Source organism: Variovorax paradoxus (genome assembly GCF_030811855.1).
Classification (GTDB): domain Bacteria; phylum Pseudomonadota; class Gammaproteobacteria; order Burkholderiales; family Burkholderiaceae_C; genus Variovorax; species Variovorax paradoxus_L.
This window is the reverse complement of record NZ_JAUSRN010000003.1, coordinates 329051-354399: the sequence shown is the minus strand read 5'-3', so window position 1 is coordinate 354399 and position 25349 is coordinate 329051. Positions and strand designations below refer to the sequence as shown.

The following is a 25349-nucleotide window of genomic DNA, read 5'->3' as shown; positions in this document are numbered from 1 at the left end:
TCTTGTCTCTTCAGTCTTGTTGGGGTGAACCGCGCGCATGCGCAGGAGCGAGCACCGATTCAGGCACCGGATCTCGGCCGGTGAGCGAGGCAACCGCCTCCCGTGGGCTCAGCTTGCCGTCGAGCAGCGCGACCACGCCTTCGGCGATCGGCATTTCGACACCCAGGCCCCGCGCGCGCTGCACCACGGTGCGTGCGCAATAGACGCCTTCGGCCACGTGGCCCAGCGACGCCACGGCCTCGGCCAGGGTGCGTCCCTGCGCCAGCAGCAGGCCGACCTTGCGGTTGCGCGACAGGTCGCCGGTCGAGGTCAGCACCAGGTCGCCGAGTCCCGACAGGCCCATGAAAGTCTCGGCGCGTGCGCCGAGCGCCAGGCCGAAGCGTGTCATCTCGGCCAGGCCGCGTGTGATGAGCGCCGCGCGCGCATTGAGTCCGAGCGCCAGGCCGTCGCACAGGCCGGTGGCAATGGCCAGCACGTTCTTGACGGCGCCGCCGACCTCGACACCCACGATGTCGTCGTTGGCATAGACGCGCAAAGCCGGTCCGTGGAAGGCATCGACCAGGGCGTCGCGCACCTCGGCATGCGGGCTCGCGGCCACCAGGGCCGTGGGCCGGCCTTCAGCGACCTCTTGTGCAAAGCTCGGCCCGCTGAGCACGCCCGCTATCAATTCAGGAGCAACTTGCGCCCATATCTCGTGGGCCAGCAAGCCGAAGGAGTTGGGGGATTTGCCGCGCGCGGGCTCCACGCCCTTGCAAAGCCAGGCCACCGGCGCGGTCGTGCCGCGCAGGTCGGTGAGTTGCTGGCGCAGAGCGGCCATGGGCGTGGCCACGATGACCAGTTCGGCGCCGGCTCGGGCCTGGCGAAGATTGCCGGCCCGCACCGTGAGCGCGGGCGGCAAGGCGAGGCCGGGCAGGTAGCGGATGTTTTCGCCCGCCTTCGAGATCGCATCGGCCTGGGCGGCATCGCGCGCCCAGAGCGTGACCTCGTGGCGGCCCGCCGCGTTGACGGCCAGCGCCGTGCCCCAGGCACCGGCGCCATGAACGCAGATCTTCATCGGCGTTGGCGGCCTTGAGCCGGTTTACTGCGCGAGGGTCGGCGAGGGCTGGCCGGCGGCCTGCGCCTGCTGCTGCTCGTACATGGCCTGGAAGTTGATTTCGGCCAGGTGCACGGGCGGGAAGCCGCCGCGCTGGATCACGTCGGCCACGTTGCCGCGGAGGTACGGGTAGACGATCTGCGGGCAGGCAATGCCCAGGATCGGGCCCATCTGGTCTTCGGGCAGGTTGCGGATCTCGAAGATGCCGGCTTGCTTGGCCTCGACCAGAAACACGGTCTTGTCCTGGATCTTGGTCTGCACGGTGGCTGACACGGTGATCTCGAAGATGCCATCAGCGACCGGCTGGGCGTCCACGCCAAGCTGGATGTCGACCGTGGGCTGCTCTTGCTCGAGCAGGATGCCGGGCGAATTGGGCTGTTCGAGCGACAGGTCCTTGAGGTAGACGCGCTGGATCTGGAAAACGGGATCTTGGGCTTGCTGGTCGGCCATGGCTGAACTTTCGAGAATCAAAACAATGCCCGCCGGGGAGAGTTTCCCGCAGCGGGCTGCAGATGAATGAGCAGGCGATTATCGCCCGGCGCCCGAACCGCTTCGGTGGCGCCCGGCTGCTTGGTGCATCAGGCGCCCTGCAGCAGCGGAACCAGTCCGCCGCGGCTGTCGAGCGCCATCAGGTCGTCGCAGCCGCCCACGTGGGTGTCGCCGATGAAAATCTGCGGCACGGTGCGGCGCCGGGTGATCTCCATCATGGTGTTGCGGGCGGCCGGGTCGCTGTCGATGCGAATTTCTTCGATCTCTTCGACACCCTTGGATTTGAGGATCTGCTTGGCACGAATGCAGTACGGGCAGACAGCGGTGGTGTACATCTTGACGGCTTGCATACGCTTTAGCTGGGGAAGACCTTATGCTTTTTCAACCGGCAGGTTAGCGTCTTTCCAGGCCTTGAGGCCGCCGGCCACGGCTTGGGCCTGCTCGTAGCCGAGTTTCTTGGCCATGGCCACGGCGCGCTGGGCGCGGGCACCGGTGGCGCACACCAGAAGAAGCGGCACGTTCTTGTTCTTGACCGCGCCGGTCAGCTTTTCCTCCAGCTGGTTCAGCGGCACGTTCTTGGCGCCGATCATGTGGCCGGTGGCAAACTCTTCAGGTTCGCGCACGTCGACCAGCACCGCGCGTTCGCGGTTGATGAGCTGCACCGCTCCCTGGGCCGTGAGAGTGCCGCCGCCGGCGCCGCGGACCAGCGGCCAGGCCAGCATGCCACCCGAGCTGAGTGCGATCAGGATCAGCATCCAGTTGGCGGTGACGAATTCGATCAATTTCACGGGGATTCCTTGGATGGCAAACCCGGGATTTTAGAATGCTGGTTTTCCCAAGCGCTGCCAAAGGCTTCCCACATGCACAAACTGGTACTGATCCGCCATGGCGAATCGACCTGGAATCTCGAAAACCGCTTCACCGGATGGACGGACGTCGACCTGACCGAAACCGGCATCGAGCAGGCCAAGCAGGCCGGCCGGCTGCTCAAGGCCGAGGGCTACGACTTCGACGTGGCCTACACCAGCGTGCTCAAGCGCGCCACCCGTACGCTGTGGCACACACTGGACGAGCTCGACCGCACCTGGCTCCCGGTGGTCCATTCCTGGCGCCTGAACGAGCGCCACTACGGCGGCCTGCAGGGGCTGAACAAGGCCGAAACCGCCAAGAAATACGGTGACGAGCAGGTGCTGGTCTGGCGCCGCAGCTACAGCACCCCGCCGCCGCCGCTGGAATCGGACGACCCGCGCAGCGAACGCAGCGACGTGCGCTACGCCAAGCTGTCGCCCGAGCAAATCCCGCTGACCGAGTGCCTGAAGGACACGGTGGCGCGCGTCCTGCCGTTCTGGAACGAGTCGATGGCGCCGGCCATTCGCGCCGGGCGCCGCCTGGTGGTGGCGGCACACGGCAATTCGATCCGGGCGCTGGTCAAGTACCTGGACGGCATTTCGGACGACGCCATCGTCGGCCTGAACATTCCGAACGGCATTCCGCTGGTCTACGAGCTCGACGACGAGCTCAAGCCGCTGCGGCACTACTACCTCGGCGATGCCGCAGCCGCCGAAAAGGCCGCCGCGGCGGTGGCGTCGCAGGGCAAAGGCTGAAAAAAGAAAACCCTTGGCGGCGCTCCCCCGTGGAACCCCGGCAGGCATTCTGCTTCCAAGCTGTGTATATTGGCTCGACAGCCGACAAGGACAATCACTCATGATGGGCCAGAAATTGAAGATTACCGGCTGGGTCGCCGCTGGCGCCGTTGCCGGCGTCCTGACCACCGTCTCGTTACAGACGGTCGCGCGCGGCTCGCTTGCGCCGCTCCCGCTCGAAGAATTGCAGCAGCTCGCTGCCGTTTTCGGCATGGTCAAGAGTGACTATGTCGAGCCGGTCGACGAGAAAAAGCTCATTTCCGACGCCATTTCCGGCATGGTGGCCGGGCTCGACCCGCATTCCCAGTACTTCGACAAGAAGTCCTTCAAGGAATTCAGGGAAGGCACGACCGGCCGCTTCGTCGGCGTGGGCATCGAGATTTCGCAGGAAGACGGCCTCATCAAGGTGGTTTCTCCGATCGAAGGCTCCCCGGCCTTCCGCGCGGGCCTGAAGCCGAATGATCTGATCACCAAGATCGACGACACCGCGGTGCGTGGCCTGTCGCTCAACGAAGCCGTCAAGCGCATGCGCGGCGAGGCCAATACCAAGGTGCTGCTGACCATCTTCCGCAAGGACGAGAGCCGCACCTTCCCGGTCACGATCACGCGGGAAGAAATCCGGACCCAATCGGTGCGCGGCAAGGTCATGGAACCGGGCTACGGCTGGATTCGCCTGTCGCAGTTCCAAGAGCGCACGGTCGACGACTTCGTGAAGAAGGTCGAAGACATCTACAAGGAAGAGCCCAATCTCAAGGGCTTGGTGCTGGACCTGCGCAATGACCCGGGCGGTCTGCTCGACGCGGCCGTGGCCATTTCGGCCGCCTTCCTGCCCGAGAACGTCACCGTGGTTTCGACGGACGGCCAGCTGGCCGAGAGCAAGTCGGTCTACAAGGCGGCGCCGGAGTTCTATCAGCGCCGGTCGGGCAGCGATCCGCTGCGCAACCTGCCCGCAGCCCTCAAGACCGTGCCACTGGTGGTGCTGGTGAACGAAGGCTCGGCCTCCGCGAGCGAAATCGTGGCCGGTGCGCTGCAGGACCACAAGCGCGCCACCGTCATGGGCAGCCAGACCTTCGGCAAGGGCTCGGTGCAGACGGTGCGCCCGCTCGGCCCGGACACCGGCCTCAAGATCACGACGGCCCGCTACTACACGCCAAGCGGTACCTCGATCCAGGCCAAGGGCATCGTGCCCAACGTGCTGGTCGACGAAAGCGCCGAGGGCAGCCCCTTTGCAGCCCTTCGCATGCGCGAGGCCGACCTTGAAAAGCACCTGGCCAGCGGCCAAGGCCCGGAGACCAAGGACCCGGAACGCGAAAAGGCGCGCGACGAAGCCCGCAAGCGCCTCGAGGAAGAAGCCAAGAAGCCGCCGCAGGACCGCAAGGTGCCCGAGTTCGGCACCGACAAGGACTTCCCGCTGGTGCAGGCGCTCAACCGCCTCAAGGGCCAGCCGGTGCTCGTGAGCAAGACGCAGGTCATCGTCGACAACAAGGAAGAGAAAAAAGAGAACTGATCTGGAGCCCGGCGCCCTCAGATCCCGAAATACCGCGGAACCGGCGCTGCCGGGCCGCGGTATTTTGCGTTTGGCTAAGACCCGGGACGAGCCATGAACGACAACGACCTGCTTCGCTATTCGCGCCATATCCTGCTCGAGGAATTCGGCATCGACGGCCAGGCGCGCGTCAGTGCCGGGCGCGCGCTGGTCATCGGCGCGGGCGGCCTGGGTTCGCCTGTGGCGCTGTACCTCGCGGCCGCCGGCGTCGGGCACATCGCGCTGGTGGACGACGACGAAGTCGACCTCACCAACCTCCAGCGCCAAGTCGCCCATACCAACGCACGCGTGGGCCAGCTGAAGGTCGAATCGGCCGCCGAGGCCATGCGCGACATCAACCCCGACATCGCCATCGAGACGCACGCCCTGCGGGCCGATGAGGAGCTGCTGTCGCGCCTGGTTGCGGCGGCAGACGTGGTGCTCGACTGCTGCGACAACTTTGCCACCCGGCACGCCGTCAACCGCGCCTGCGTGGCGCACGGCAAGCCGCTGGTGGCTGGTGCGGCCATCCGCTTTGATGGCCAGCTGAGCGTGTACGACACGCGCGACCCCGCCTCTCCCTGCTACGCGTGCATCTTTCCGCCCGACGCGGCTTTCGAGGAAACGCTGTGCGCGGTGCTCGGCGTGTTCGGCCCTGTGGTGGGGACCATCGGCACGCTGCAGGCGAGCGAAGCACTCAAGCTGCTCGCAGGCATCGGCCCGTCGCTGGCGGGCAAGCTCCTGATGTTCGACGGGCGCCGTACGGCGTTCGACACGCTGAAGGTTGCGCGCGATCCGCATTGCAGCGTGTGCGCGCAACGCGCGGCGGCAGACAACTGAGGGGAAGCGCGGCGCCAAGTGGCGGCGCAACAGGCACGCAGGCATCAGCGCGGCGGCGGCTGCTGCTTTGCACCCTTCGCCTTGGCCGCGCCCGCGGCCGCCGCACCGGTCGAGGGCTTGTTGGCTTGCGACAGAACACCCTTGCAATCGGCGTCCTCGCCCGGCCCGGTCTCGACCGTGGCAGCCAGGGCCAGCAGCGGATTGAGCGCGCCCAGCACCAGAGCGGCGATGCCGCGCTCCGCCAGAGGCGCCGCCTGCACCCCGCCGGTCGGCGCCCCGAAGGTACCGCCGACGACCAGCGGCGAACGCAGCGACAGGAAGCTCCGGTCCTTGGGCTCGGGGCGCACCACGAAGTCGAGCTTTTCGGTCGCGAGGTTGGCCTGGCCGCTGGCATAGAAAACGGTGTCTTCGGTGTCCAGCACCATGCTGCGGCTGGACATGACGCCCTTGTTGACGTCGAAGGCCATGGCGGCGCAGCGCAGTTCGACGTTCTGGTCGCCACGCAGCAGGAACTTGATGATCTCGGCGCCGTCCAGCCCCATGAACTCCAGCAGCAGGTTGCTGAACCGCCCTCGCCCGGTCATCGCCGCCACGTCGCCCGAGGCACCGCCGAGCCAGGTTGCCACCGACGTGCCCCGCCCCGACAGGTTGATGCGTCCATCGAGCCTGCTGAAGCTGCTTCGCATCGTCTCGATCTTGGGGATCAGGCGGTTGAGCTGCACGTTGCGCAGGTCGAGCGAGGCGCGGATGTCCGCCGGGTTCTGGGTGGCGTCGATGCGGATGGCGCCGGCCAGCTTGCCGCCGCCCACGCCGAGGTCCAGCGGCTCCAGCACAAGCACGCTGTTGTTCAGCTTCACCTGCACGCTGCCGCGGTCGAGCGGTACGTCGCGCACGTTCTTGATCCGGTCGGCCGCGTATTTCACGTCGGCGTTCATCGCGCGCAGCCGGTCGAAGTCGAGGCTGGCGCTCGGCAGCACCTTGGCGTCCTTGCCGCGCTTGGTCTGCTTGATGGTGGGAGGCGGCGCGACGCCCTCGACCGCCTTGGCCGACCTCTCGGTGGGCGGCAGGCCAATGAGCGGGCCCAGGTCGTCCATGTCCATCACCCGAGAGCGCAGTTCGCCCGCGAGGTGCGGCACCTTGCCCGTCTGGTCGAAGCGCATGTCGCCGGCGATGTCGGACAGGCCGAGCTTGCCCTTGAGTCCGGCCACCTCCCATTGCTTGCCGCGCTTGCGCAGGTCGCCGCTCAGCGCATAGGGGGAGGTTTCCGGCAGCGCGATGCCCAACAGAGGGAACAGCGCGCCGAGCGTCTGGCCCTTGAGATCGAACTTCGCGTCGATGCCGTCGAGGTCGGCAAAGTCGGTCACCGTGCCCGATGCCTTGAGCCGCGTGTGGCCTGCTGCGCCGTCGATCTCCAGCGGAAACGGCTGCCCACCGGCCGCCTTGAGCTGCAGCACGTTGCCCGTGCGACCTTCGGCCGTGAGCGGCTGGCCCTTGTAGCGGCCCTTGATGCGGTAGCTGAGCGGGAGCGTGCCGAGACTGGTGTCGTAATTCACGTCGGCGTGCAGGTCGACTCCCAGGTGCTTGGCCAGGAAATCGACCGAACCGTTGTCGACCTCCATCAGGCCAATGACGGGAACGGTGCCGGGGTCGGAGGTGTCCTTGCCGAGCGCCCAAGTGCGGCGTCCGTCGGCCTCCATCTGGAGGCCCAGCGTGGGTGAGACGAGCGCCAGCCGCGGAATCACGACCTTCTGCCTGAGGAGGGGCCAGAGCCGGATGTCGAACTCGGCGCGCTCAGCCTTGACCAGGTAGGGGTCGCGCGCCCACTGCGGATTGGCAAACTCGATACCGTCGGCCTTGACCGTGGCGCCGCGCAGGCCGATGCCGACGTCGAGCCGGCGGGTAATCTCGAACTTGCGGCCGGTCTTCTCGCTGACGTATCGGTTCAGCGGCCCACGCAATGTGTCCCACGGAAAGAGCGCCAGCACCACCGCCAGCATGGCGAGCAGCAGCACGACGACCGCGAGCACCTTGACCCAGAGTGGTCCGTCGCGAAGCCGGTTGCGGAGGACGTTCGTTGCCATGCCAACTGGATAAACCTCCCTCGGCGCTCCATGGGTCGGCAGCGAACCGCAAAAACCGTGAGGCATTGCCTACGGAACGACGAGATAAAGCTGCTTCGTCAGAACCCGCCTACAACACGCTCCCCCCGAACCCTGCATGATGCTTTCCGGCGGCGCATCAATGTTCGATGAGCAGGCATTCGCCAGCAGGAGTTCGGAGACAGGCACCTGCCAACGTCAGAGGAAGCGCGGTTCGGCATGGATAACAGATTGCAGACCTATATCGTCGAAGACAACCCCACGATCCGTGAAAACCTCATTGGCACTCTGGAAGAACTCACCTGCACGACGGTCGTGGGCTTTGCCGAAACCGAAGCGCATGCCAGGCAGTGGCTGCACGACCACAGCGAGGAGTGGGACTTGGCGGTGGTCGATCTTTTCCTCAAGCAGGGCAGCGGGCTGGGCGTGCTCCAGGCCTGCACCACGCGTCGGACCAACCAGAAGGTGGTGGTGCTCAGCAACTATGCGACGCCCGACATCCGGCGGCGCTGCGCCGAATTCGGCGTCGACGCGGTGTTCGACAAGTCGAACGAGATCGACGCGCTGGTCGACTTCTGCATCCTCGAGGCCGTGGCTCACCGCCCCGCTGCGAGCACTGACTGAAGCAAACAAAAAAGCGGCCGCAATGGGCCGCTTCTTCTTGTTCGGCGCTCTGCCGTTCTTCTCAGTCGATCAGCTTGTTCTTCAGCGCGTAGTACGTGAGGTCGCTGTTGGAAGACAGGTTCATCTTCTCCATCAGGCGCGTCCGGTAGGTGCTCACCGTCTTGACCGACAGCGACAGCGTCTTGGCGATGTCGCCAGCGGTTTCGCCCTTGGCAAGCTTCAAGAACACCTGGAACTCCCGTTCCGACAGTTGTTCGTGCGGTGCAGCATCGTCCTTGCGGTCGAGCTGGCGCGCGAGCAACTCCGCCACGGCCGGCGTGATGTAGCGGCGGCCGAGCGAAATAGTGCGAATTGCATTGACGATCTCGATCGGGTCGCACTCCTTGTTGAGGTACCCGCTCGCGCCCTGACGGATGAGGTTCATCGCGTAGTGCTCTTCGGGGTAGCCGCTCAGGATCAGGATGCCCACGTCCGGCGCCTTGGCGCGGATCATCGCAAGGGCGTCGATGCCGCTCTGCCCGGGCATGGAAAGGTCCATCACCAGCACGTCGAGTTCGGTGGTGCGTACCAGCTCGATGGCTTCGCGGCCGCTGGCGGCTTCACCGGCCACGCGCAAGTCGACGTGTTCGGAGAAGAACTGCCTGAGGCCAGACCTCACGATGGCGTGGTCGTCCACAATTCCAATTTTGATCATCTGTTACTTTCTTCGTTGTGTCGCATCTGTGGAAGCTGCAACATGCCGGTCCCCTGCTAGTTATCGATTATTCACGAACTTGTGTTGAAAGCACCGTCGAAAGTTTCATGCACTGGTTAGCCCCTCCAAAAATGGCCGTGAGCCTCCTGCTCGCGGCGCTGGCTGCACTGGCACTCGTTGGCATCAACGAGGCCGGTTATCGCCAGTCGAGCCGTGCTCTGGCGGACATCAGCGAGGCGCAAAAGGTGCGCGCCACGCTGAACCTCATCCTGCAGAACATGCTCGATGCCGAAACCGGCCAACGAGGCTACCTCCTGACCGGCGAAGCCAGCTACCGCCAACCCTACGACGCGGCCGTGAAGCAGGTCGACGGACATCTGGCCACGCTACGCCAACTTTACGCCGAACAGCCGACCGAGCGTACCCAGTTGGCGGAGCTCTCCAAGCACGTGCTGCGCAAGATCGCCGAAATGGACATGAGCGTGCGGCTGCGTCAGGACGGCAAGGATGACGCGTGGAAGTTCGTCATCACGACCGACGTCGGGCGCGAGGAAATGGACGCCATCCGCAGGAGCGCCCTCGACCTGGTGGCCATCAGCAACAAGACCTTGCAGGACAGCCAGGTGCAGGTGATGAAGTCGCTGCAGCTCGCGCGTATCGGCACGGCGATCGTGGCGCTCGCGGCCTTTTTTGCGTTTTTCCTGTACCTGCGGCAGACGCATGCACTGCGCTCCATCGGGGAGCGCCAGCAGGAAACGCTGCAGCGTGAGCGCAACGCGCTGGAAGACGAGGTGCGGGACCGCACCGCGTCGCTGGCCGAACTGGCCACCCACCTGCAGGACGTGCGCGAAACGGAGCGCGGCTACCTGGCCCGCGAGCTGCACGATGAGCTCGGATCCCTGCTCACCGCCGCCAAGCTGGACGTCGCCCGGCTCAAGTCGAGGCTGCTGGATGCGCCTGACGCTACTCAGCGGCTGCAACACCTTACGGAGCTTCTCAACAGTGGCATCGCGCTCAAGCGCCGCATCATCGAAGACCTGCGGCCCTCGTCGCTTTCGAACCTCGGGCTGGTCGCGTCGCTCGAAATCCTGGGGCGTGAATTCGCCGAGCGCTCGGGCATCCAGGTGCAGATGGCGCTCGAACCCGTGATCATGGACGAATCGCGCCAGCTCACGATCTACCGCATGGTGCAGGAGAGCCTCACCAACATCGGCAAATACGCCGAAGCCACCGAGGCCACCATCGTGCTGAAGAACTACGACAACCACGTGATCGTGGAAGTGGCCGATAACGGCAAGGGCTTCGAACCCCGTCGCGTGCACCCATCGACCCACGGCCTTGCCGGCATGCGCCACCGGGTCGAGGCCGCCCGCGGCAGGCTCACCATCTCGTCGACGCCGGGCCGGGGCACCCGCCTGAGCGCCATGCTGCCTACGGTCAAGGTGCTCTGAGGCAAGCAGCCTGGCCACCGCGGCGGCACGCTGCCGCGCCCCGCTGAGTGGGCTGCCCCGGAGGAACTCGGCCATCTCCTACGCACCCCGCGCCCGGTCGCTGACAGGGCCTCGCGGGGGGGCCACTTAAGGTTGGAGCCAAGCCGTTCATCTCCTCTTCTTCTTTGAACGGGCCACTTCAAAACTACGAGCGAAGCCTCGAAGGAGTCCACATGTTGTATTACGCAGTGGTGTTTCTGGTCATCGCCCTGATTGCCGCCGTGTTCGGTTTCGGCGGCATTGCAGCCAGCGCGGTCGGGATCGCCAAGATCCTTTTCGTGATCTTCGCCGTGCTTGCCATCGCCAGTTTCCTGGCCGGCTTGCTCAGGCGCAAGTAGCGTCGTTACGATCAACAGGCTCCCGCAATTCATCTCCCCGGAAAGGAAACTCTCATGAACACGACGACCAAGACTCCCTCGCAACTTGCCGACGAGGCTCGCCAGACCGCCAATGACGCCGTCGAGACGACCCGCGCCTATGCGCAGAACGCGGTGAATGCGGCCGGCGAGAAGGTCCGAGAACTGCGCCGCGATGCGGAACCCGCGGTCGAGCAACTGGCTGCACGCGTGCAGCAGGCCGTGCAGCGCGGGCTCGATGCAGCATCGACCACGAGTGCCCGCGCCCAGCGCCGCCTCGAACAGGCGGCGGACGTCACTGGCCGCTATATCTCCGACCAGCCCGTGCGCTCGGTGCTGATCGCCGCCGCAGCCGGCGCCGCGATCACCGCGCTGATCGTGCTGGCCAGCCGTAACCGCCGGGACGACTACTGATCCACTGCCGCTGATACGCCGTTCCACCGATCCCCCGCACCATGCTTCATCCGATCTTTTCCACGGTGCTCGGGCATCCGGAACTCATTGCCGAACACGCCGCGAACTATGCAGCCTTGGTGAGGCAGGAGGCCTCCGAGGCGGGGCGCGGGATCGTCACGCGCATAGTGGCCGGCGTGCTGGCGGCGGCCAGCGCCATGCTGGCGCTGGGGCTCATCGGCGTTGCGGTGCTGATGGGCGTGCTGCATGGCAGCTTCCACTGGGTGCTGGTGGCCGTGCCTGGCGCGGCGCTGGTGATTGCCGGCATTTGCGCCTGGCTGGCCGCGCGTCCGTTTCCAGCCTACGGGTTCGACGACCTGCGCGAGCAGGTCCATGCCGACCTGACGGCATTGCACGAAGCAGGAGCCCGCCATGAACGACGTTGAGCGCAATTCCCTCACGCCGAAAGAGCGGCTTGCCATTTCGCGCCGGGCGCTCGTCAGAGAGCTGAACGGCGACGACGAGCGGGACGACCGCCCTCGCTTCAGGCGCGCTGCGGCGCCGCAGGAGCCGGCAGGAACGCAAGACTTCGCCGACACCGAGGCGCAAGGCCATTCGTTCGGCGGGACCCGACGATGGGTACAGATGGCGCGCAGCATGACCGAGCGCTGGTGGCGCCGCCATCCGGCCCATGCCATGGGCCAGCTTGCGCGGCCGGTGCTCGAACACTATGCGCGCAAGGAGCCCGCCAAGCTCATGGCGATTGCTGCGGCCACGGGGGCCGCGCTCGTGCTACTCAAGCCGTGGCGCCTGCTTTCCTTCACGGCGGTGCTGGCGGCTGTGCTCAAGACATCCGACGTGGCTGACGTCGTCAACACGCTGATGCAGAAAAACACAAGCCCACGAAAGGACCCTTCATGAATGCCCAAGTTTCCACGGCCGCGAACCCGGCAGGGCACCAGCGTCTGGTGCTCGACGAGAAAGCCATCGGCGAGGCCGCCAAGAGCCTCGACGAAGGCGCCGTCACGCCGAGCTACGGCCCCTGGCGGGACGACGTCGTGAAGCTGTTGAACGACGCGCTCGCAACCGAACTGGTCTGTGTGCTGCGCTACAAGCGCCACTACTTCACTGCCAACGGCGTCTCGTCGCCGAAGATTGCCGAAGAATTCCTGGTGCATGCCAACGCAGAATCGGCCCATGCCGACCGCATTGCGGAGCGCATCGTGCAGCTGGGCGGTGAGCCCGACTTTGCACCCAATCACCTGCTCGATCGCAGCCATGCCAGCTACGATGAATCCACCGACCTGCAAGCCATGGTGCGCGCGAACCTCGTGGCCGAACGCATTGCAGTGGAAACCTACCGCCAGATGATCAACCTGATCGGCGACAAGGACCCGACCACCCGGCGCATGCTGGAAGACATTCTTTCCGACGAGGAAGAGCATGCCGACGAGTTGAAGGACTGGCTCGGCCACTGAGCGGGGTCAATCCCCTTCACGCAGAAGAAAGCCCGGAAGATCGGGCTTTTCATTTGGACGGAAGAAGCGAAGCGATCAGCCCTTCACCTCGAGCTGGTTGTTCACCGAGGTCACGCCCTGCACGCCCTTGGCGATTTCCTCGGCACGCGTCTTGGCAGCGGCGTTGGGCGCGGGCCCCTTGAGGCTGACGACGCCGCCTTTGGTGTCGACGTCGATCTTGATTGCACTCAGTTCCGGGTCCTTGGCGAGGCCGGCGGAAACCGACGAGGTGATCGCGCCATCGTCCGCCGTCGCACTCACGGCGTTGCCGGCGCTCTTGGCGGCATCCTTCAGGTTGGCGAGTCCCTCCTTCACCTCGGCGGTGGCGCCGGAGGCATCGATCTTGGCCTTGGCATCGCGGACGGCCTCTCCCGTCTTGGCTGCAGCGGTATCGGCCGCCTTCTCGGTCTTCTCAATGGCGCTGTCGAGCTTCTGGCCCGCCGTGCGGTTGTCTGGCCCATCGCATGCGGCGAGCGTCAGTGCGGCGCCGGCCAGCAGCAGGGCGAGCCACGTTCGCGGGTACGGCAAGGTAGTTTGACGAATCTTGTTCATTTGAGTCCTCCAGGCGCTCTCACGGAGCTGGGAAAAAGGCATGGCCGCGGAAGCAGCCGTCCTCACTCTAGCTTTAGGGCTGGGTAGCCAAGGTATGGCGAGTGGCCCGAAATCCTGTAGGACAGGAATCAGGCTGTCACGATCCAGCCTTCGAGCGGATCGAACTGCTCCGGCAGGCCGTAGCCCGGTCCGGGTGTCGAAGCGCGCTGTGCGCTCCAGGCCGCCTGCACCAGGCAGAGCACCGCATCGACATGGTCGCCGCGGGCATCGCCGAGCAACTCGGCGCGCTGCGCATCGCTGAGCACCAGTTGCAGGCCCAGCCGGGAGGCACCGGCTTCGAGCGCTGCGAGCAGATCGCGTCGCGCCGCAAGCCGCTCAGGCGTCTGCTTGGCCAGGTCGTCGCTCTTGTAGCTGCGACGCCCGATCAGTTCGCGCGCCAGCAGCCCCGGATAAGCCTCGAGCGCCACGCGGTTCCGGTTGCCGCCGGCGTGCAGGCCCGGCAATTTCGCGCCCGCGGCCAGCAGCGGCGGCACGCCCGCATGGAGCATGAAGGCCACGGGCGGGTTGACCCATTTCATCGACGGGCTCGAACCGGCGGGCGCGTCGGTGGCCCGGTGCGCGAACTTGCCGCCGACCGGCCGCGCGGCGCAGAAAGCGGCAAAGGTGATGCGGATCTCGGCACGGCTGAGGCTGGCGTAGTGGGCGATGAGCGCGTTCCATTCCGTGGGCCAGCGCAGGTGCTCGACCAATTCGCGCGGAAGGCCGAACGGAAAATCGAAGCCGCCGATCCACTCAGGCTGGGCGCGCAGCCAATCGGCCCAGGCATCGAGCGTCGTGAAGCGCTGCAGGCCTTCCAGCACCAGGGCGCCTGCCCTGCTTTCACTGCCGCTGGCCACGACGATCGGTTTGCGCGAGGTGGGCGCGCATGAAAAATCGCATCCGAAGAGCAGCATCGCGCGCTCCTTCACCCCAGCGCGAGCGCCACCACACCAGCGGCAATGAAGGCGGCGCCCAGCAGGCGCAACAGGCGATCGCCCTCGCGCAGCAGATGGCCGCCGATGAGCGCCGCAAAGAGCATCGAGACTTCGCGCGCGGGCGCCACGTGCGAAATGGGCGCCTGCTGCACCGCATAAAGCACGAGCACGTAGGAGACCGGACTGATCGCCGCCACGAGCAGCGCGTACTTCCACTGCGCGCGCCACATGCGCGCCGTGGTGGCGCGGTCGTGCAGCGCCGCGGGCAGCAAGAGTCCCACGCGCACGAAGTTGCTGAAGTAGTCGAGCAGGATCGGCGACATCGCCAAGAATTTGACCGCATAGCTGTCGGCCACCGTGTAGGCCGCGATAAAGGCGCCGGTCAGCACGCCGTAGCGGATGCCCTTTTTCACGCGGGCGCGCTGGATGACGTCATGCTTCTTGCGCCACAGGCCCGGCCCGCCGGCCACCAGGAACACGCCGAGCACCACGCCCGCGATGCCGGCAACGCCGATCAGGCTGATGCGCTCGCCAAGGAAAAGGATTGCGACCAGCGACGACAGCAGCGGCCCCGAACCACGCGCCAGCGGATAGACCACAGTGAGGTCGGACTTGCGGTAGCCGCGCAGCAGGATCACGTAATAGAAGACGTGAAGCACGCCGCTCAGCGCGATGAAGCCCCACTCCTTCAGGCCCCAGCCTGGCACCACGCGCCAGCCCAGTGCGATGCCTACCGGCGCCCACACGATGGCCATGAACACACCGCTCTGGAAGGCAAAGCGTGCATCGCCATTCGCCTTTTTGGCGGCGATGTTCCAGCTGGCGTGGATGATCCCGGCGAGCAGGATCAGTGCGAAGGCGGAGAGGGGCACCCCTGACTACAAGCTACGCGCGATCGAGCGCCGCCGGGCCGCCCCAAGGCGCGAGCGGCCCCCTCGGGGGGCAGCGAGGACACGAAGTGCCGAGCGTGGGGGCACGTGTTCTAGTGGCGGCCGACGATGGCGGCGGTGGCCATCAATTCTTCGAGCAGCGCCAGCGAGACCTTGCCCGACACCGCGTACGGATTGAGCTCGGGCTTTTCCGAGTACTTGAGCAGGGTCGAGGCATTGAGCTTGGAGAGGTTGACCTGCCCCATGGTCCAGCCGCCGAAGCGGCGCTCGGAAATTTCTTCGTAGTGCAGCAGCACCACGTCCTTGTGGCGCGCATCGCGCTGGATGTGGCCGTACAGCTCGCTGATGGCCGTGCGCCCGCCTTCGATGGCCTGCAGGAAGGTGCCTGCGCCATAACAAAGAATGCCGGTGATGCCGCAGGACGTGTTGTGCGCGCGCGATTGCGCAAGGATGGCTTCGACCGCCTCGGGGCTGTTGTCCACGGCGCGGCTGGCATAGAGAAGTCTCACGAGCATGTTCAGCTCCTTCTCGGCAAGAGGGAAAGAAATTCGCGGCGCAGGCTCGGGTCTTTCAGGAACACGCCGCGCATCACGGAGTTGATCATCTTGCTGTCCATTTCCTTCACGCCGCGCCAGGCCATGCAGAAGTGCTCGGCTTCCATCACCAGCGCCAGGCCGTCTGGCTGGGTCTTTTCCTGGATCAGGTCGGCCAATTGCACCACGGCTTCTTCCTGGATCTGCGGACGCCCCATGACCCATTCGGCAAGGCGGGCGTACTTGGACAGGCCGATGACGTTGGTGTGCTCGTTCGGCATGATGCCGATCCACAGCTTGCCGATGATCGGGCAGAAGTGGTGCGAGCAGGCGCTGCGCACGGTGATCGGGCCGACGATCATCAGCTCGTTCAGGTGCTCGGCGTTCGGAAACTCGGTGAGCGAAGGCGGCGCCACGTAGCGGCCCCTGAACACTTCGTTGAGGTACATCTTGGCCACGCGGCGCGCGGTGTTGCCGGTGTTGTGATCGTTCTCGAGATCGATCACCAGGCTTTCGAGCACGCCCTTCATCTTGACCTCGACCTCGTCGAGCAAAGACTCGAGCTCGCCCGGCGCGATGAACTCGGCGATGTTGTCGTTGGCGTTGAAGCGCTTGCGCGCGGCCGTCAGGCGCTCGCGGATCTTCACCGAGACGGGTGTGCCCTCGTCGTCATTGTTGCCATCAGGGCGCGGTTCCACGTCGGTTTTCCTCAGCATCCGCGCATGGTATCAGCGAACGCATTTGGGCTGCCGAGGCGGGAGAAGCGGTGCGCGGGCCGCAAAGACCGCCGGATCGGCCTTAGGCCAGCGTGAAATCGGCCACCAGCGGCAGGTGGTCGGACATCCGGGCCCAGATCGGGCCCCGCGGCACCGAGCAGGCGGCCGGCTCGAGCTGCCTCGCGTAGATGAAGTCAAGCTGTGCCACGGGCAGGCGCGAGGGATAGGTGAGCGTTGGCGGGCCGCGCAGGTCGCTGGTGTCGCGCAGGCCCATGGCATTCATGGCGTGGCGCATGCGTGCGCCCCAGTCGTTGAAGTCGCCCGCCACCACCACCGCTTCGCCCGCCGGCACTTCGCGTTCGATGAACTCGCGCAGCCGGGCCACCTGCCGCACGCGGCTGCCCTTGATGAGTCCCAGGTGCACCACGATGGCATGCACCGGTCGTTCCTCGAATTCGATGACGACGTGCAGCAGCCCGCGCTGCTCGAATCGATGGTCTGAAATATCCTGGTGCCCGGTACGGATCACCGGCCACCGGGTGAGCAGCGCGTTGCCATGCTCCCCGTGGCGCGTGACGGCATTGGTTTCGTAGACTGCGGTGTAGCCCTCGGGCGCCAGAAAATCGGCCTGCGGCATCTCGGGCCAGCGCGCAAAACGCGCCTGCGCCTGCCGGTTCATCTTGCGCACCTCTTGTAGGCAGATGATGTCGGCATCGAGTTGCTCGATGGCGTGCCCCAGGTTATGGATTTCCAGGCGCCGGGCAGGGCCGATGCCTTGCACACCCTTGTGGATGTTGTAGGTCGCGACCCGAAGCGTGTGTGCCGGCAGGTTCATCGAGCAAATTTTGGCAGCAACAGAATGGCTTCGGCATTCGATGGAGAAAAACACGCATCGGCGGCCTCGCGATAGGGCAACCATTTCCAGGCCGTGTGCTCGCGGGGGTGAAGCGTGGGCACCATGCGCTCGGGCACGCAGAGCCCGAAGAGATGCTCGGTGTTGTGCGTGATGCCGGGCTCGTAGCGCGTACGCCAGCCGGGATAGATTTCGTAGACGTTGCGCAGCTGCCAGTCGACCAGCCGGGCTGCCAGCGGGCTGCCCTCCCCGCACTGGATACCGGTTTCTTCCGCCACCTCGCGCGCCGCGGTGAGCGCCAGCGGCTCGTCGAGCACGTCCTTGCTGCCCGTAACCGACTGCCAGAACTCATGGGCATCGGCGCGCCGGATCAGCAGCACCTCGAGCGCCGGCGTGTGAATGACGACCAGCACCGACTCCGGAATCTTCCAGGGCCGGGCGATGGTCGTCATGGGCGCATCAGGCAGGCTGGTGGACGTTGCGCAGCCGGATGTGCAGCTCGCGCAGCTGCTTTTCGTCGACCGGGCTCGGCGCCTGCGTGAGCAGGTCTTGCGCGCGCTGGGTCTTGGGGAAGGCAATCACGTCGCGGATTGACTCGGCACCGGTCATGAGCATGACCAGGCGATCGAGGCCGATGGCGATGCCGCCGTGCGGCGGTGCGCCGTACTGCAGCGCGTCGAGCAGGAAGCCGAACTTGAGCTGCGCGTCCTCTGCGTTGATCTTGAGCGCGCGGAAGACCTTGCTCTGCACTTCCTCGCGGTGGATACGCACCGAGCCGCCGCCCATCTCGATGCCGTTCAGCACCATGTCATAGGCCTTGGCAATGCACTTCTCGGGCGCGGTGTCCATGAGGTCTTCATGGCCGTCCTTGGGTGCGGTGAACGGATGGTGCACGGCCGACCAGCGCTGGCCTTCCTCGTCGAACTCGAACATCGGGAAGTCGACGACCCAGAGAGGCGCCCAGCGGTCGTCGAACAGGCCGCTCTTCTTGCCGAAGGCGCTGTGGCCGATCTTCACGCGCAGTGCGCCGATGGCGTCGTTGACGACCTTTTCCTTGTCGGCGCCGAAGAACAGGATGTCGCCGTTGCGGGCACCCGTGCGGGCGATGATCTCGGCCAGCGCCGCGTCGTCGAGGTTCTTGACGATCGGGCTCTGCAGGCCTTCGCGGCCGGCTTGCGCGTCATTGACCTTGATGTAGGCCAGGCCCTTGGCGCCGTAGATCTTGACGAACTCTTGATACGCGTCGATCTCGCCGCGCGAGAGGCCGCCCTCGGCGCCGCCGCCTGGCACGCGCAGCGCGACCACGCGGCCGCCCTTCATGGTGGCGGCATTCGAGAACACCTTGAACTCGACGCGCTTCATGAGCTCGGTGAGCTCGGTGAATTCGAGCTTCACGCGCAGGTCGGGCTTGTCGGAGCCGTACTTGAACATGGCGTCGGCATAGCTCATGGTCGGGAACACAGGCAGGTCGATGCTCGCGGCATTGCGGAACACGGTGCGGATCATGCCCTCGAACATCTCGCGGATTTCTTCTTCGGCGAGGAACGAGGTCTCGATGTCGATCTGCGTGAACTCGGGCTGGCGGTCGGCGCGCAGGTCTTCGTCGCGGAAGCACTTCACGATCTGGTAGTAGCGGTCGTAGCCGGCCACCATCAGGAGCTGCTTGAAGAGCTGGGGCGACTGCGGCAGCGCAAAGAAGCTGCCGTCGTGCACGCGGCTGGGCACGAGGTAGTCGCGCGCGCCTTCGGGCGTGGACTTGCCGAGCATCGGGGTCTCGATGTCGATGAAGCCGTTGGCATCGAGGAACTTGCGCGTCTCCATCGTCACCTTGTAGCGCAGCATCATGTTGCGCTGCATGGCGGGGCGGCGCAGGTCGAGCACGCGGTGCGTGAGGCGGGTGGTTTCCGACAGGTTGTCGTCGTCCAGCAGGAACGGCGGCGTGACCGACGGGTTAAGCACCTTGAGCTCGTGGCACAGCACTTCGATCTTGCCGCTCTTGAGCTGGTCGTTGGTCGTGCCTTCGGGGCGCGAACGCACCAGGCCCGTGATCTGCACGCAGAACTCATTTCGCAGGTTCTCGGCCACGGCGAAGGTGGAGGCGCGATCGGGGTCGCACACCACCTGCACGTAGCCTTCGCGGTCGCGCACGTCGACGAAGATCACGCCGCCATGGTCGCGGCGGCGGTTGACCCAGCCGCACAGGGTGACGGTTTGGCCCATCAGGGCTTCGGTCACAAGACCGCAATAGTGAGTACGCATGGCCATATCTTGGATTCCAGCGCCGCGAAGGCGCGTTTTCTACTTGTTCGCGAGGGAAGAAGGGCCGCCGGGAACGACCACCCCCATCGAGACGATGTACTTGAGCGCTTCGTCCACGCTCATCTTGAGTTCGATGCAGTCGCTGCGCTTGAGCATCACGAAATATCCGCCCGTGGGATTGGGCGTGGTCGGTACGTAGACGCTGAGGTAGTCGCCGCCGCCCAGGTGCTCGACCACGTCACCGCCGGGCGTGCCGGTAACAAAGGCGATGGTCCAAACCCCCTCGCGCGGCCACTGCACCAGCACGGCCGTCCGGAAGGCATTGCCATTCTCGGAAAAGAGCGTGTCGGACACCTGCTTGACGCTCGAATAGATCGAACGGACGACCGGAATGCGCCGCACCACCGCGTCGCCCCAGCCGAGCAGGCGCTTGCCCACGAAATTGCTCGCAGTGGCGCCCACGCCCAGCAGGATGCCCAGCGTGAGCAGCACGCCGAGACCGCGCACGTTGTTGTCGTACAGCCACTTCTGCCAGACCGACGGCAGCACCCAGAGCGTCTGATCCAGCGTGTCGATGATCCACTTCAGCACCGCCAGGGTGATGAACAGCGGAACGATCACCAGCAAGCCGGAAAACAGCCATTTGCGCAGGGCGAGCATGGTGTGTGTTCTCAGGCGCCCTTGGCGGCTGCGGCTGCGGCGGGGGCCGGCGCCGGGCTGGGCGCGGGAGCTGGCGCGGGGCTGGAAGCTTCCGCGGTCTTGGCGGCTGGGGCCGGCGCGGCGGCGTCACCGTTGGCTGCCGCGGGAGCCGCGGTTGCAGGCTCGGCCTTCTTGCCGCCGCCGTCTCGGAAATCAGTCACGTACCAGCCGGAACCCTTGAGCTGGAAACCGGCGGCGGTGACTTGCTTCTCGAACGCACTCGCGCCGCACGTCGGGCACACCGTGAGCGGCGCATCGGACATTTTTTGCAGTGCATCCTTGGCAAAGCCGCAGGCACTGCACTTGTAGGCGTAAATGGGCATTGGAATTGAGTGGAAAAGCGGCGCGGACTCGGCAAAAGGCTTGGTAAAAGCCTGGCAAAGGTCGCTCGCAAAGCCCTCGATTATAAGGGCCGCCCCGCCAAGAGGCGCGTCTTCAGGCCGGTTCCGTGGCCAGCAGCCGGTGCGGTGTGCGGGTATTGGCGACCCACTGCGGTGCCAGCGACCCGGCCACCATGCCGGCAAAGGAAGCGAGCACGCCGGCCAGCTGAGCCGGGAATGCCGCGCCCCAGGGCATCGACAGGAACAGCAGCCAGGTGCCGATGCCGAACAAAATGGAGGCGACAGCGCCCTGGGTGGTGGCGCGGCGCCAGTAGAGCCCGCACACCAGCGGCACGAATGCGCCGACCAGCGGCACCTGGTAGGCGCCCGACACCAGTTCGTAGATGGGCGTGCCCTGCATGCGGATGGCGTAGGCCAGCACCGCCGCACTGAAGACCAGCACCGTGATGCGCATGGTCATGAGGTTCTGGCGGTCGGTTCCCGCGGGCCGAAACTGGCGCCAGATGTTCTCGGTGAACGTGACGCTCGGTGCCAGCAAGGTGGCCGAGGCGGTCGACTTGATGGCCGACAGCAGCGCGCCGAAGAACAGCACCTGCATCACGAAGGGCATCTTCTCGAGCACCAGCGTGGGCAGCACCTTCTGCGGATCTTCCTTCAGCAGCGCGGCCGTCTGCTCCGGCATGATCAGGAGCGCGCTCGCCACCAGGAACATGGGGACGGAGGCGAAGAGGATGTAAGCGACGCCGCCAATGACGGGGCCCCGCGTGGCGGCCTTGGTGCTGTTGGCCGACATGACGCGCTGGAACACGTCCTGCTGCGGAATGGAGCCCAGCATCATCGTGATGGCCGCGGCAAAGAAGAACACCATGTCGTGCCAGTTGGGCTCGGGCCAGAACTTGAAGAGGTCCTTGCTGACCGCAAAGGCCACCACCTTGTCGGCGCCGCCAGCCATGTTGCCCGCGAACACGGCAATGATGGCAAGCCCCGCGACGAGGATGATCATCTGGATGAAATCGGTGACCGCCACCGACCACATGCCGCCGAACAGGGTGTACGCCAGGATCGAGACCACGCCGATCACCATGCCCACCGGAATGCTGATGGCACCAGCCGAGAGCACGTTGAATACCAGCCCCAGCGCCGTGACCTGCGCCGACACCCAGCCGAGGTAGCTCAGCATGATGATGAGCGAGCAGGCCACCTCGACGCCCCGGCCATAGCGCTCGCGGTAGTAGTCGCTGATGGTCAAAAGCGTCATGCGGTACAGCTTGCCCGCGAAGAACAGCCCCACCAGGATGAGGCAGGTGCCCGCGCCGAAGGGGTCTTCGATCACCCCGTTCAGGCCGCCCTCGATGAACTTGGCGGGAATGCCAAGCACCGTTTCGGACCCGAACCAGGTCGCGAAGGTGGTCGTCACGATCATGTAGAGCGGCAGATGCCGACCGGCAATCGCGAAGTCGGTGGTGTTCTTCACCCGCTTGGCGGCGTAGAGGCCGATCGCGATGGTGACCAGCAGATAAACGACAACCAGCGTCAACAGCACGGGGACTCTCCTCTAGAACAACTTCACGCGCACCAGCAACTGCATGGCGAGCAACCCCAATACAAATCCCATGCCACCATAGAGAATGGCCTGCAGCATCCGGTTGGCGCGCTTCTGCGCTGCCAGCAGTTCCAGCAGCTCGCGGCGGTGGTCGGCGGGCCGATTCTCAAGGAAATCGTGCAGCAGGCGCGGCAATTGCGGCAGCAATTTTGCATAGCGCGGCGCCTCGGCCTTGAGCTGCTCGAACAGTTTCCTGGGACCGATCTGGTCGACCATCCATTTCTCCAGGAACGGCTTGGCCGTATGCCAGAGGTCGAGCTCGGGGTCGAGCTGGCGGCCCAATCCCTCGATGTTGAGCAGGGTTTTCTGCAGCAGCACCAGCTGTGGCTGGATCTCGACATGGAAGCGGCGCGAGGTCTGGAACAGCCGCATCAGCACCATGCCGAGCGAGATTTCCCGCAGCGGCCGGTCGAAGTACGGTTCGCAAACGGTGCGTATCGCCGCTTCGAGCTCGTCGATGCGGGTGCCTTCGGGCACCCAGCCGCTCTCGAGGTGAAGCTCGGCCACGCGCTTGTAGTCGCGCCGGAAAAAGGCCACGAAGTTCTGCGCCAGATATTCCTTGTCCGACTCGGTCAGCGTGCCGATGATCCCGAAGTCGAGCGAAATGTAGCGCCCGAAGGTCTCGGGCGCGAGGCTCACCTGGATGTTGCCCGGGTGCATGTCGGCGTGAAAGAAGCCGTCACGGAACACCTGCGTGAAGAAGATGGTGACACCGTCGCGCGCCAGCTTGGGAATGTCCACGCCGGCTGCACGCAGGCGGTCGAGCTGGGCAATGGGCACGCCGTTCATGCGCTCCATCACGATCACCTCGGGGTGGCAGAAGTCCCAGAACATCTCGGGAATCAGCACCAGGTCGAGCTCGACCATGTTGCGGCGCAGCTGGGCGGCGTTGGCCGCTTCGCGCACCAGGTCGAGCTCGTCGTGCAGGTACTTGTCGAACTCGCCCACCACCTCGCGCGGCTTCAGGCGCTTGCCGTCGGGCGAGAGCCTCTCGACCCAGCCGGCCATCATGGCCATGAGCGCCAGGTCTTTCTCGATGACGCCGCGCATGCTGGGACGCAGCACCTTGACCGCGACCTCGCGCACCTCGTCATCGTTGGTGCGAATGGTCGCAAAGTGCACCTGCGCAATCGAGGCGCTGGCAATCGGCGTCTCGTCGAACTGCACGAACACGTCGCCCACCGGACGGCGGAAGGCGCGCTCGATGGTCGCGATGGCCACCGACGAGGGGAACGGCGGCACCCGGTCCTGCAGGAACGCGAGCTCGTCGGCAATATCGGGCGGCAGCAGGTCGCGCCGGGTGGACAGCACCTGGCCGAACTTGACGAAGATGGGCCCCAGCCGTTCGAGCGCCTCGCGCAGCCGCTGGCCGCGGGGCGCATCGAGATTGCGGCCGATGGAAACGACGCGCGCCACCACGCGCAGCCAGGGCTTCTGGAAGCTCGTGAGCACGAGCTCGTCCAGGCCGTAGCGCAGCGCGACCCAGACGATGAAAAGCCCGCGGTAGAAGCGCCTCATTCGGGCGTGCTCGCCGAACCGCCGGCCTGCTGGGGCTTGCGATCGCCGACGAACTGGCGCAGTGCACCCACCACCCGGCGCGCGCCGTTGGAAATGGTGTGCGCCGGCACATCGCCAATCAGCCGGGCGAGGTCGTCCTCGAGATCCCAGCGCACATGGTCGACCAGCCAGTTGACTTCGGCCGCGAGCTGCACGTCGCCGATGATCTGCACCGATGGCTTGCCGCCGCGCAACGTGTTGCGGGCCAAGTCAAAAGGGGATTCGTCGGTGACGGTGAGCGTGAGCTCGGGCACCGATCCGGCGGGCGCGAGGTCGAGGAGGCCGGCGGGCGTGGCCACCAGCTCCATCGTCACAAAGCGCCACTGGAAGCGCACCACCCTCCCCTGCTGCCGCAGCAGCCGCTGCTGGGCCTCGGGTTCCTGCTGCAGCACGTGATTCAAAAACAGCACCGCGCGATGCTGTATCTCGTGCACCGCCCAGGCAGGCGGCTGCAGACGCTCGCCGATGCGATTGAACAGATCGTCGAGAAAAGAAAATGGGGACGATGGTGTGGCCATGTCCCCATTATCGGTTCTGCGGGCGGCCTTCCGGCCGCCGGAATGCGCTTACTGCAGCGCTTGCACGCCCGCCACGAGCCAGCCGCTGGTGCCGCTGGTGGGCTTGGTCATGTTCCAGACTTCGCGGAACGGGCCAGGGCCTGCGGAGGCGTCTTCGCGGATCATGCCGGAGAACTCCACGCTCGCCATGTAGACGTCGGCCAGTTCCTCGATGCCCAGCAGCTTGGCGTCGAGCATGACGACTTCGGTCTTGTTCGAGGCGCCGCCGGTGTGGCTGGCGCGGTCGGCCAACTGGGCGCGAATCTCGTCGACCATGCCGTCGGTCATCATCGAGCGCAGGGTGCTGACGTCAGCGCGGTCCCAGGCGTCCTGCAGGGTCACGAAGTTGCGCTTGGCGGCTGCCAGGAATCCGTCGACGTCGAAGCCGACCGGGATGCCCCACGACTGCGAACCCGACAGCGCCGAGCCGATCATGCTGCCGCCGGCCGCTGCACCCGCTGCGGAAAGGCTGCTGCCGTGCCGTTCGTCGGTGTGTGCGGGCGTGGCGTCGAACGCGCTGGTGTTGCGCTCCCAGGGCCGGGCCGACGCGTCATTGCCGACGTTGTTCGGGCTGTACTGCGCGGGAGAACTGGCATTCGCCGGATTGCCTGCGCCTTCGAATGCGAAGCCGCCCGGGCGGTTGGCGCTCGACGACGCCGCCGAGCGCGCCTTGAACATGCGCCACACGAACAACGCGGCCATCACGAGCAGCCCGATCAGCAGGATGTTGGCAAAGCCGGCGCCAAGGCCCAGCGAATTCGCGAGCCATGCGAGGCCAAGGCCGGCAGCGAGGCCGCCGAGCATGGCGCCCCAGGGCCGCTTCGGCGCCGCGGCGGCCGGTGCCGGCGTGGCTGGCTTCGGCGCTGTGCTGGTCGCGCTTTGCTGCGTGGGCGCGGTCGGCGATGCGGATTCGCGCTGCGTCACGTTGGACGACTGGCGGCCGACCGACTTGCCGCCGCCGATGCGCGCTGCATCGGCTTGCACGCTGACCAGGGCCAGCACGCAGGCCAGGAACAAAGAACTCAAACTTTTCATGTCGTCTCCTCTTTTGA

30 protein-coding genes are annotated in these 25349 nt (G+C 65.7%); 10 read left to right on the top strand and 20 right to left on the bottom strand.

What is annotated here, in order from left to right; translation table 11 throughout:
- Window positions 1-10: 10 nt before the first annotated feature.
- The 4 genes from J2X92_RS09655 to J2X92_RS09640 form a co-directional block, all read right to left on the bottom strand.
- Window positions 11-1054 (bottom strand): NAD(P)H-dependent glycerol-3-phosphate dehydrogenase, encoded by a 1044-nt coding sequence (locus tag J2X92_RS09655; RefSeq protein WP_307575218.1) that lies wholly within the window; start codon window positions 1052-1054, stop codon window positions 11-13.
- A gap of 24 nt (window positions 1055-1078) precedes the next feature.
- On the bottom strand, window positions 1079-1543 hold the full coding sequence (secB, locus tag J2X92_RS09650; RefSeq protein ID WP_055802912.1) for a protein-export chaperone SecB: 465 nt from the start codon (window positions 1541-1543) through the stop codon (window positions 1079-1081).
- Window positions 1544-1671: 128 nt separating this feature from the next.
- Window positions 1672-1932 carry a glutaredoxin 3 gene (gene grxC / locus J2X92_RS09645; RefSeq protein ID WP_307575216.1) on the bottom strand — a complete coding sequence of 87 codons (261 nt, stop codon included), beginning with the start codon at window positions 1930-1932 and terminating at the stop codon, window positions 1672-1674.
- 21 nt (window positions 1933-1953) lie between these two features.
- Entirely contained in the window at window positions 1954-2337 is a 384-nt protein-coding gene (locus J2X92_RS09640) for a rhodanese-like domain-containing protein (RefSeq protein ID WP_370878369.1), read from the bottom strand.
- A gap of 105 nt (window positions 2338-2442) precedes the next feature.
- On the opposite strand from J2X92_RS09640, the gene gpmA reads away from it, so the two are divergent.
- The 3 genes from gpmA (at window position 2443) to J2X92_RS09625 (ending at window position 5590) form a co-directional block, all read left to right on the top strand.
- On the top strand, window positions 2443-3186 hold the full coding sequence (gpmA, locus tag J2X92_RS09635; protein WP_307575214.1) for a 2,3-diphosphoglycerate-dependent phosphoglycerate mutase: 744 nt from the start codon (window positions 2443-2445) through the stop codon (window positions 3184-3186).
- Between the two features lie 103 nt (window positions 3187-3289).
- Window positions 3290-4732 carry a S41 family peptidase gene (locus tag J2X92_RS09630; protein WP_028258792.1) on the top strand — a complete coding sequence of 481 codons (1443 nt, stop codon included), beginning with the start codon at window positions 3290-3292 and terminating at the stop codon, window positions 4730-4732.
- Window positions 4733-4825: 93 nt separating this feature from the next.
- On the top strand, window positions 4826-5590 hold the full coding sequence (locus tag J2X92_RS09625; RefSeq protein ID WP_307575212.1) for a HesA/MoeB/ThiF family protein: 765 nt from the start codon (window positions 4826-4828) through the stop codon (window positions 5588-5590).
- A 44-nt stretch (window positions 5591-5634) separates the two neighbouring features.
- On the opposite strand, the gene J2X92_RS09620 is transcribed toward J2X92_RS09625, so the two are convergent.
- Window positions 5635-7671, bottom strand: a complete 2037-nt coding sequence (locus J2X92_RS09620; protein WP_307575210.1) for an AsmA family protein — start codon at window positions 7669-7671, stop codon at window positions 5635-5637.
- Between the two features lie 237 nt (window positions 7672-7908).
- Here J2X92_RS09620 and J2X92_RS09615 point away from each other — a divergent pair, with 237 nt between their 5' ends.
- Window positions 7909-8313 carry a response regulator gene (locus tag J2X92_RS09615; protein WP_307575208.1) on the top strand — a complete coding sequence of 135 codons (405 nt, stop codon included), beginning with the start codon at window positions 7909-7911 and terminating at the stop codon, window positions 8311-8313.
- Window positions 8314-8374: 61 nt separating this feature from the next.
- Here J2X92_RS09615 and J2X92_RS09610 read toward each other — a convergent pair whose 3' ends face one another.
- Window positions 8375-9007, bottom strand: a complete 633-nt coding sequence (locus J2X92_RS09610; RefSeq protein WP_007837167.1) for a response regulator — start codon at window positions 9005-9007, stop codon at window positions 8375-8377.
- Between the two features lie 131 nt (window positions 9008-9138).
- Between J2X92_RS09610 and J2X92_RS09605 the strand changes: the two genes are divergently transcribed.
- From J2X92_RS09605 to J2X92_RS09580, 6 genes are all read left to right on the top strand, one after another.
- The gene (locus J2X92_RS09605; protein ID WP_307575207.1) at window positions 9139-10458 is read left to right on the top strand and encodes a CHASE3 domain-containing protein; all 1320 of its coding nucleotides are present in this window, start codon (window positions 9139-9141) and stop codon (window positions 10456-10458) included.
- 212 nt (window positions 10459-10670) lie between these two features.
- Window positions 10671-10835 carry a DUF1328 domain-containing protein gene (locus J2X92_RS09600; protein WP_015866884.1) on the top strand — a complete coding sequence of 55 codons (165 nt, stop codon included), beginning with the start codon at window positions 10671-10673 and terminating at the stop codon, window positions 10833-10835.
- Window positions 10836-10889: 54 nt separating this feature from the next.
- On the top strand, window positions 10890-11267 hold the full coding sequence (locus tag J2X92_RS09595) for a hypothetical protein (protein WP_307575205.1): 378 nt from the start codon (window positions 10890-10892) through the stop codon (window positions 11265-11267).
- Between the two features lie 41 nt (window positions 11268-11308).
- Window positions 11309-11692 carry a hypothetical protein gene (locus J2X92_RS09590; protein WP_307575204.1) on the top strand — a complete coding sequence of 128 codons (384 nt, stop codon included), beginning with the start codon at window positions 11309-11311 and terminating at the stop codon, window positions 11690-11692.
- The gene (locus J2X92_RS09585; RefSeq protein ID WP_307575203.1) at window positions 11679-12167 is read left to right on the top strand and encodes a hypothetical protein; all 489 of its coding nucleotides are present in this window, start codon (window positions 11679-11681) and stop codon (window positions 12165-12167) included. Before J2X92_RS09590 ends, J2X92_RS09585 begins: the two co-directional genes overlap by 14 nt.
- A complete protein-coding gene (locus J2X92_RS09580; protein WP_307575201.1) occupies window positions 12164-12724 on the top strand; it encodes a ferritin-like domain-containing protein in 561 nt (186 codons plus the stop codon). The genes J2X92_RS09585 and J2X92_RS09580 overlap by 4 nt, the downstream gene beginning before the upstream one ends.
- A gap of 75 nt (window positions 12725-12799) precedes the next feature.
- Here J2X92_RS09580 and J2X92_RS09575 read toward each other — a convergent pair whose 3' ends face one another.
- The 14 genes from J2X92_RS09575 to J2X92_RS09510 form a co-directional block, all read right to left on the bottom strand.
- Window positions 12800-13315, bottom strand: a complete 516-nt coding sequence (locus tag J2X92_RS09575) for a BON domain-containing protein (protein WP_307575200.1) — start codon at window positions 13313-13315, stop codon at window positions 12800-12802.
- A gap of 128 nt (window positions 13316-13443) precedes the next feature.
- Window positions 13444-14268 (bottom strand): DUF429 domain-containing protein, encoded by an 825-nt coding sequence (locus J2X92_RS09570; protein ID WP_307575199.1) that lies wholly within the window; start codon window positions 14266-14268, stop codon window positions 13444-13446.
- A gap of 11 nt (window positions 14269-14279) precedes the next feature.
- Complete coding sequence (locus tag J2X92_RS09565; RefSeq protein ID WP_307575198.1) at window positions 14280-15161, bottom strand: DMT family transporter; 882 nt, start codon at window positions 15159-15161, stop codon at window positions 14280-14282.
- Window positions 15162-15271: 110 nt separating this feature from the next.
- On the bottom strand, window positions 15272-15694 hold the full coding sequence (locus J2X92_RS09560; protein ID WP_093023802.1) for a BLUF domain-containing protein: 423 nt from the start codon (window positions 15692-15694) through the stop codon (window positions 15272-15274).
- 2 nt (window positions 15695-15696) lie between these two features.
- A complete protein-coding gene (gene folE / locus J2X92_RS09555; RefSeq protein ID WP_307575197.1) occupies window positions 15697-16428 on the bottom strand; it encodes a GTP cyclohydrolase I in 732 nt (243 codons plus the stop codon).
- Between the two features lie 82 nt (window positions 16429-16510).
- Window positions 16511-17263, bottom strand: a complete 753-nt coding sequence (locus tag J2X92_RS09550; protein WP_307575196.1) for an endonuclease/exonuclease/phosphatase family protein — start codon at window positions 17261-17263, stop codon at window positions 16511-16513.
- Complete coding sequence (nudB, locus tag J2X92_RS09545) at window positions 17260-17733, bottom strand: dihydroneopterin triphosphate diphosphatase (RefSeq protein WP_307575195.1); 474 nt, start codon at window positions 17731-17733, stop codon at window positions 17260-17262. The genes J2X92_RS09550 and nudB overlap by 4 nt, the downstream gene beginning before the upstream one ends.
- Window positions 17734-17740: 7 nt before the next feature.
- Window positions 17741-19546 (bottom strand): aspartate--tRNA ligase, encoded by a 1806-nt coding sequence (gene aspS / locus J2X92_RS09540; RefSeq protein WP_307575193.1) that lies wholly within the window; start codon window positions 19544-19546, stop codon window positions 17741-17743.
- Window positions 19547-19579: 33 nt separating this feature from the next.
- Window positions 19580-20200, bottom strand: coding sequence for a DUF502 domain-containing protein (locus J2X92_RS09535; RefSeq protein ID WP_093023792.1), 621 nt, complete (start codon window positions 20198-20200; stop codon window positions 19580-19582).
- Window positions 20201-20211: 11 nt separating this feature from the next.
- Complete coding sequence (locus J2X92_RS09530) at window positions 20212-20562, bottom strand: FmdB family zinc ribbon protein (RefSeq protein ID WP_307575190.1); 351 nt, start codon at window positions 20560-20562, stop codon at window positions 20212-20214.
- A 112-nt stretch (window positions 20563-20674) separates the two neighbouring features.
- The gene (locus tag J2X92_RS09525; protein ID WP_307575188.1) at window positions 20675-22123 is read right to left on the bottom strand and encodes a sodium:solute symporter family protein; all 1449 of its coding nucleotides are present in this window, start codon (window positions 22121-22123) and stop codon (window positions 20675-20677) included.
- A gap of 12 nt (window positions 22124-22135) precedes the next feature.
- Window positions 22136-23701 carry a ubiquinone biosynthesis regulatory protein kinase UbiB gene (gene ubiB, locus J2X92_RS09520; RefSeq protein WP_307575187.1) on the bottom strand — a complete coding sequence of 522 codons (1566 nt, stop codon included), beginning with the start codon at window positions 23699-23701 and terminating at the stop codon, window positions 22136-22138.
- Complete coding sequence (locus J2X92_RS09515; protein ID WP_055802870.1) at window positions 23698-24258, bottom strand: ubiquinone biosynthesis accessory factor UbiJ; 561 nt, start codon at window positions 24256-24258, stop codon at window positions 23698-23700. The genes ubiB and J2X92_RS09515 overlap by 4 nt, the downstream gene beginning before the upstream one ends.
- Window positions 24259-24306: 48 nt before the next feature.
- Entirely contained in the window at window positions 24307-25332 is a 1026-nt protein-coding gene (locus tag J2X92_RS09510; RefSeq protein ID WP_307575184.1) for a Tim44 domain-containing protein, read from the bottom strand.
- Window positions 25333-25349 lie beyond the last annotated feature (17 nt).

Coding starts and splice junctions, on each gene's coding strand:
- J2X92_RS09655 (WP_307575218.1), bottom strand. CDS start 1,054: ATGAAGATCTGCGTTCATGGCGCCGGTGCCTGGGGCACGGCGCTGGCC.
- J2X92_RS09560 (WP_093023802.1), bottom strand. CDS start 15,694: ATGCTCGTGAGACTTCTCTATGCCAGCCGCGCCGTGGACAACAGCCCC.
- J2X92_RS09575 (WP_307575200.1), bottom strand. CDS start 13,315: ATGAACAAGATTCGTCAAACTACCTTGCCGTACCCGCGAACGTGGCTC.
- J2X92_RS09600 (WP_015866884.1), top strand. CDS start 10,671: ATGTTGTATTACGCAGTGGTGTTTCTGGTCATCGCCCTGATTGCCGCC.
- J2X92_RS09535 (WP_093023792.1), bottom strand. CDS start 20,200: ATGCTCGCCCTGCGCAAATGGCTGTTTTCCGGCTTGCTGGTGATCGTT.
- J2X92_RS09625 (WP_307575212.1), top strand. CDS start 4,826: ATGAACGACAACGACCTGCTTCGCTATTCGCGCCATATCCTGCTCGAG.
- aspS (WP_307575193.1), bottom strand. CDS start 19,546: ATGGCCATGCGTACTCACTATTGCGGTCTTGTGACCGAAGCCCTGATG.
- J2X92_RS09610 (WP_007837167.1), bottom strand. CDS start 9,007: ATGATCAAAATTGGAATTGTGGACGACCACGCCATCGTGAGGTCTGGC.
- grxC (WP_307575216.1), bottom strand. CDS start 1,932: ATGCAAGCCGTCAAGATGTACACCACCGCTGTCTGCCCGTACTGCATT.
- secB (WP_055802912.1), bottom strand. CDS start 1,543: ATGGCCGACCAGCAAGCCCAAGATCCCGTTTTCCAGATCCAGCGCGTC.
- J2X92_RS09580 (WP_307575201.1), top strand. CDS start 12,164: ATGAATGCCCAAGTTTCCACGGCCGCGAACCCGGCAGGGCACCAGCGT.
- J2X92_RS09550 (WP_307575196.1), bottom strand. CDS start 17,263: ATGAACCTGCCGGCACACACGCTTCGGGTCGCGACCTACAACATCCAC.
- J2X92_RS09585 (WP_307575203.1), top strand. CDS start 11,679: ATGAACGACGTTGAGCGCAATTCCCTCACGCCGAAAGAGCGGCTTGCC.
- ubiB (WP_307575187.1), bottom strand. CDS start 23,701: ATGAGGCGCTTCTACCGCGGGCTTTTCATCGTCTGGGTCGCGCTGCGC.
- J2X92_RS09530 (WP_307575190.1), bottom strand. CDS start 20,562: ATGCCCATTTACGCCTACAAGTGCAGTGCCTGCGGCTTTGCCAAGGAT.
- J2X92_RS09570 (WP_307575199.1), bottom strand. CDS start 14,268: ATGCTGCTCTTCGGATGCGATTTTTCATGCGCGCCCACCTCGCGCAAA.
- J2X92_RS09615 (WP_307575208.1), top strand. CDS start 7,909: ATGGATAACAGATTGCAGACCTATATCGTCGAAGACAACCCCACGATC.
- gpmA (WP_307575214.1), top strand. CDS start 2,443: ATGCACAAACTGGTACTGATCCGCCATGGCGAATCGACCTGGAATCTC.
- J2X92_RS09590 (WP_307575204.1), top strand. CDS start 11,309: ATGCTTCATCCGATCTTTTCCACGGTGCTCGGGCATCCGGAACTCATT.
- J2X92_RS09510 (WP_307575184.1), bottom strand. CDS start 25,332: ATGAAAAGTTTGAGTTCTTTGTTCCTGGCCTGCGTGCTGGCCCTGGTC.
- J2X92_RS09595 (WP_307575205.1), top strand. CDS start 10,890: ATGAACACGACGACCAAGACTCCCTCGCAACTTGCCGACGAGGCTCGC.
- folE (WP_307575197.1), bottom strand. CDS start 16,428: ATGCTGAGGAAAACCGACGTGGAACCGCGCCCTGATGGCAACAATGAC.
- J2X92_RS09630 (WP_028258792.1), top strand. CDS start 3,290: ATGGGCCAGAAATTGAAGATTACCGGCTGGGTCGCCGCTGGCGCCGTT.
- nudB (WP_307575195.1), bottom strand. CDS start 17,733: ATGACGACCATCGCCCGGCCCTGGAAGATTCCGGAGTCGGTGCTGGTC.
- J2X92_RS09605 (WP_307575207.1), top strand. CDS start 9,139: ATGGCCGTGAGCCTCCTGCTCGCGGCGCTGGCTGCACTGGCACTCGTT.
- J2X92_RS09620 (WP_307575210.1), bottom strand. CDS start 7,671: ATGGCAACGAACGTCCTCCGCAACCGGCTTCGCGACGGACCACTCTGG.
- J2X92_RS09640 (WP_370878369.1), bottom strand. CDS start 2,337: ATGCTGATCCTGATCGCACTCAGCTCGGGTGGCATGCTGGCCTGGCCG.
- J2X92_RS09515 (WP_055802870.1), bottom strand. CDS start 24,258: ATGGCCACACCATCGTCCCCATTTTCTTTTCTCGACGATCTGTTCAAT.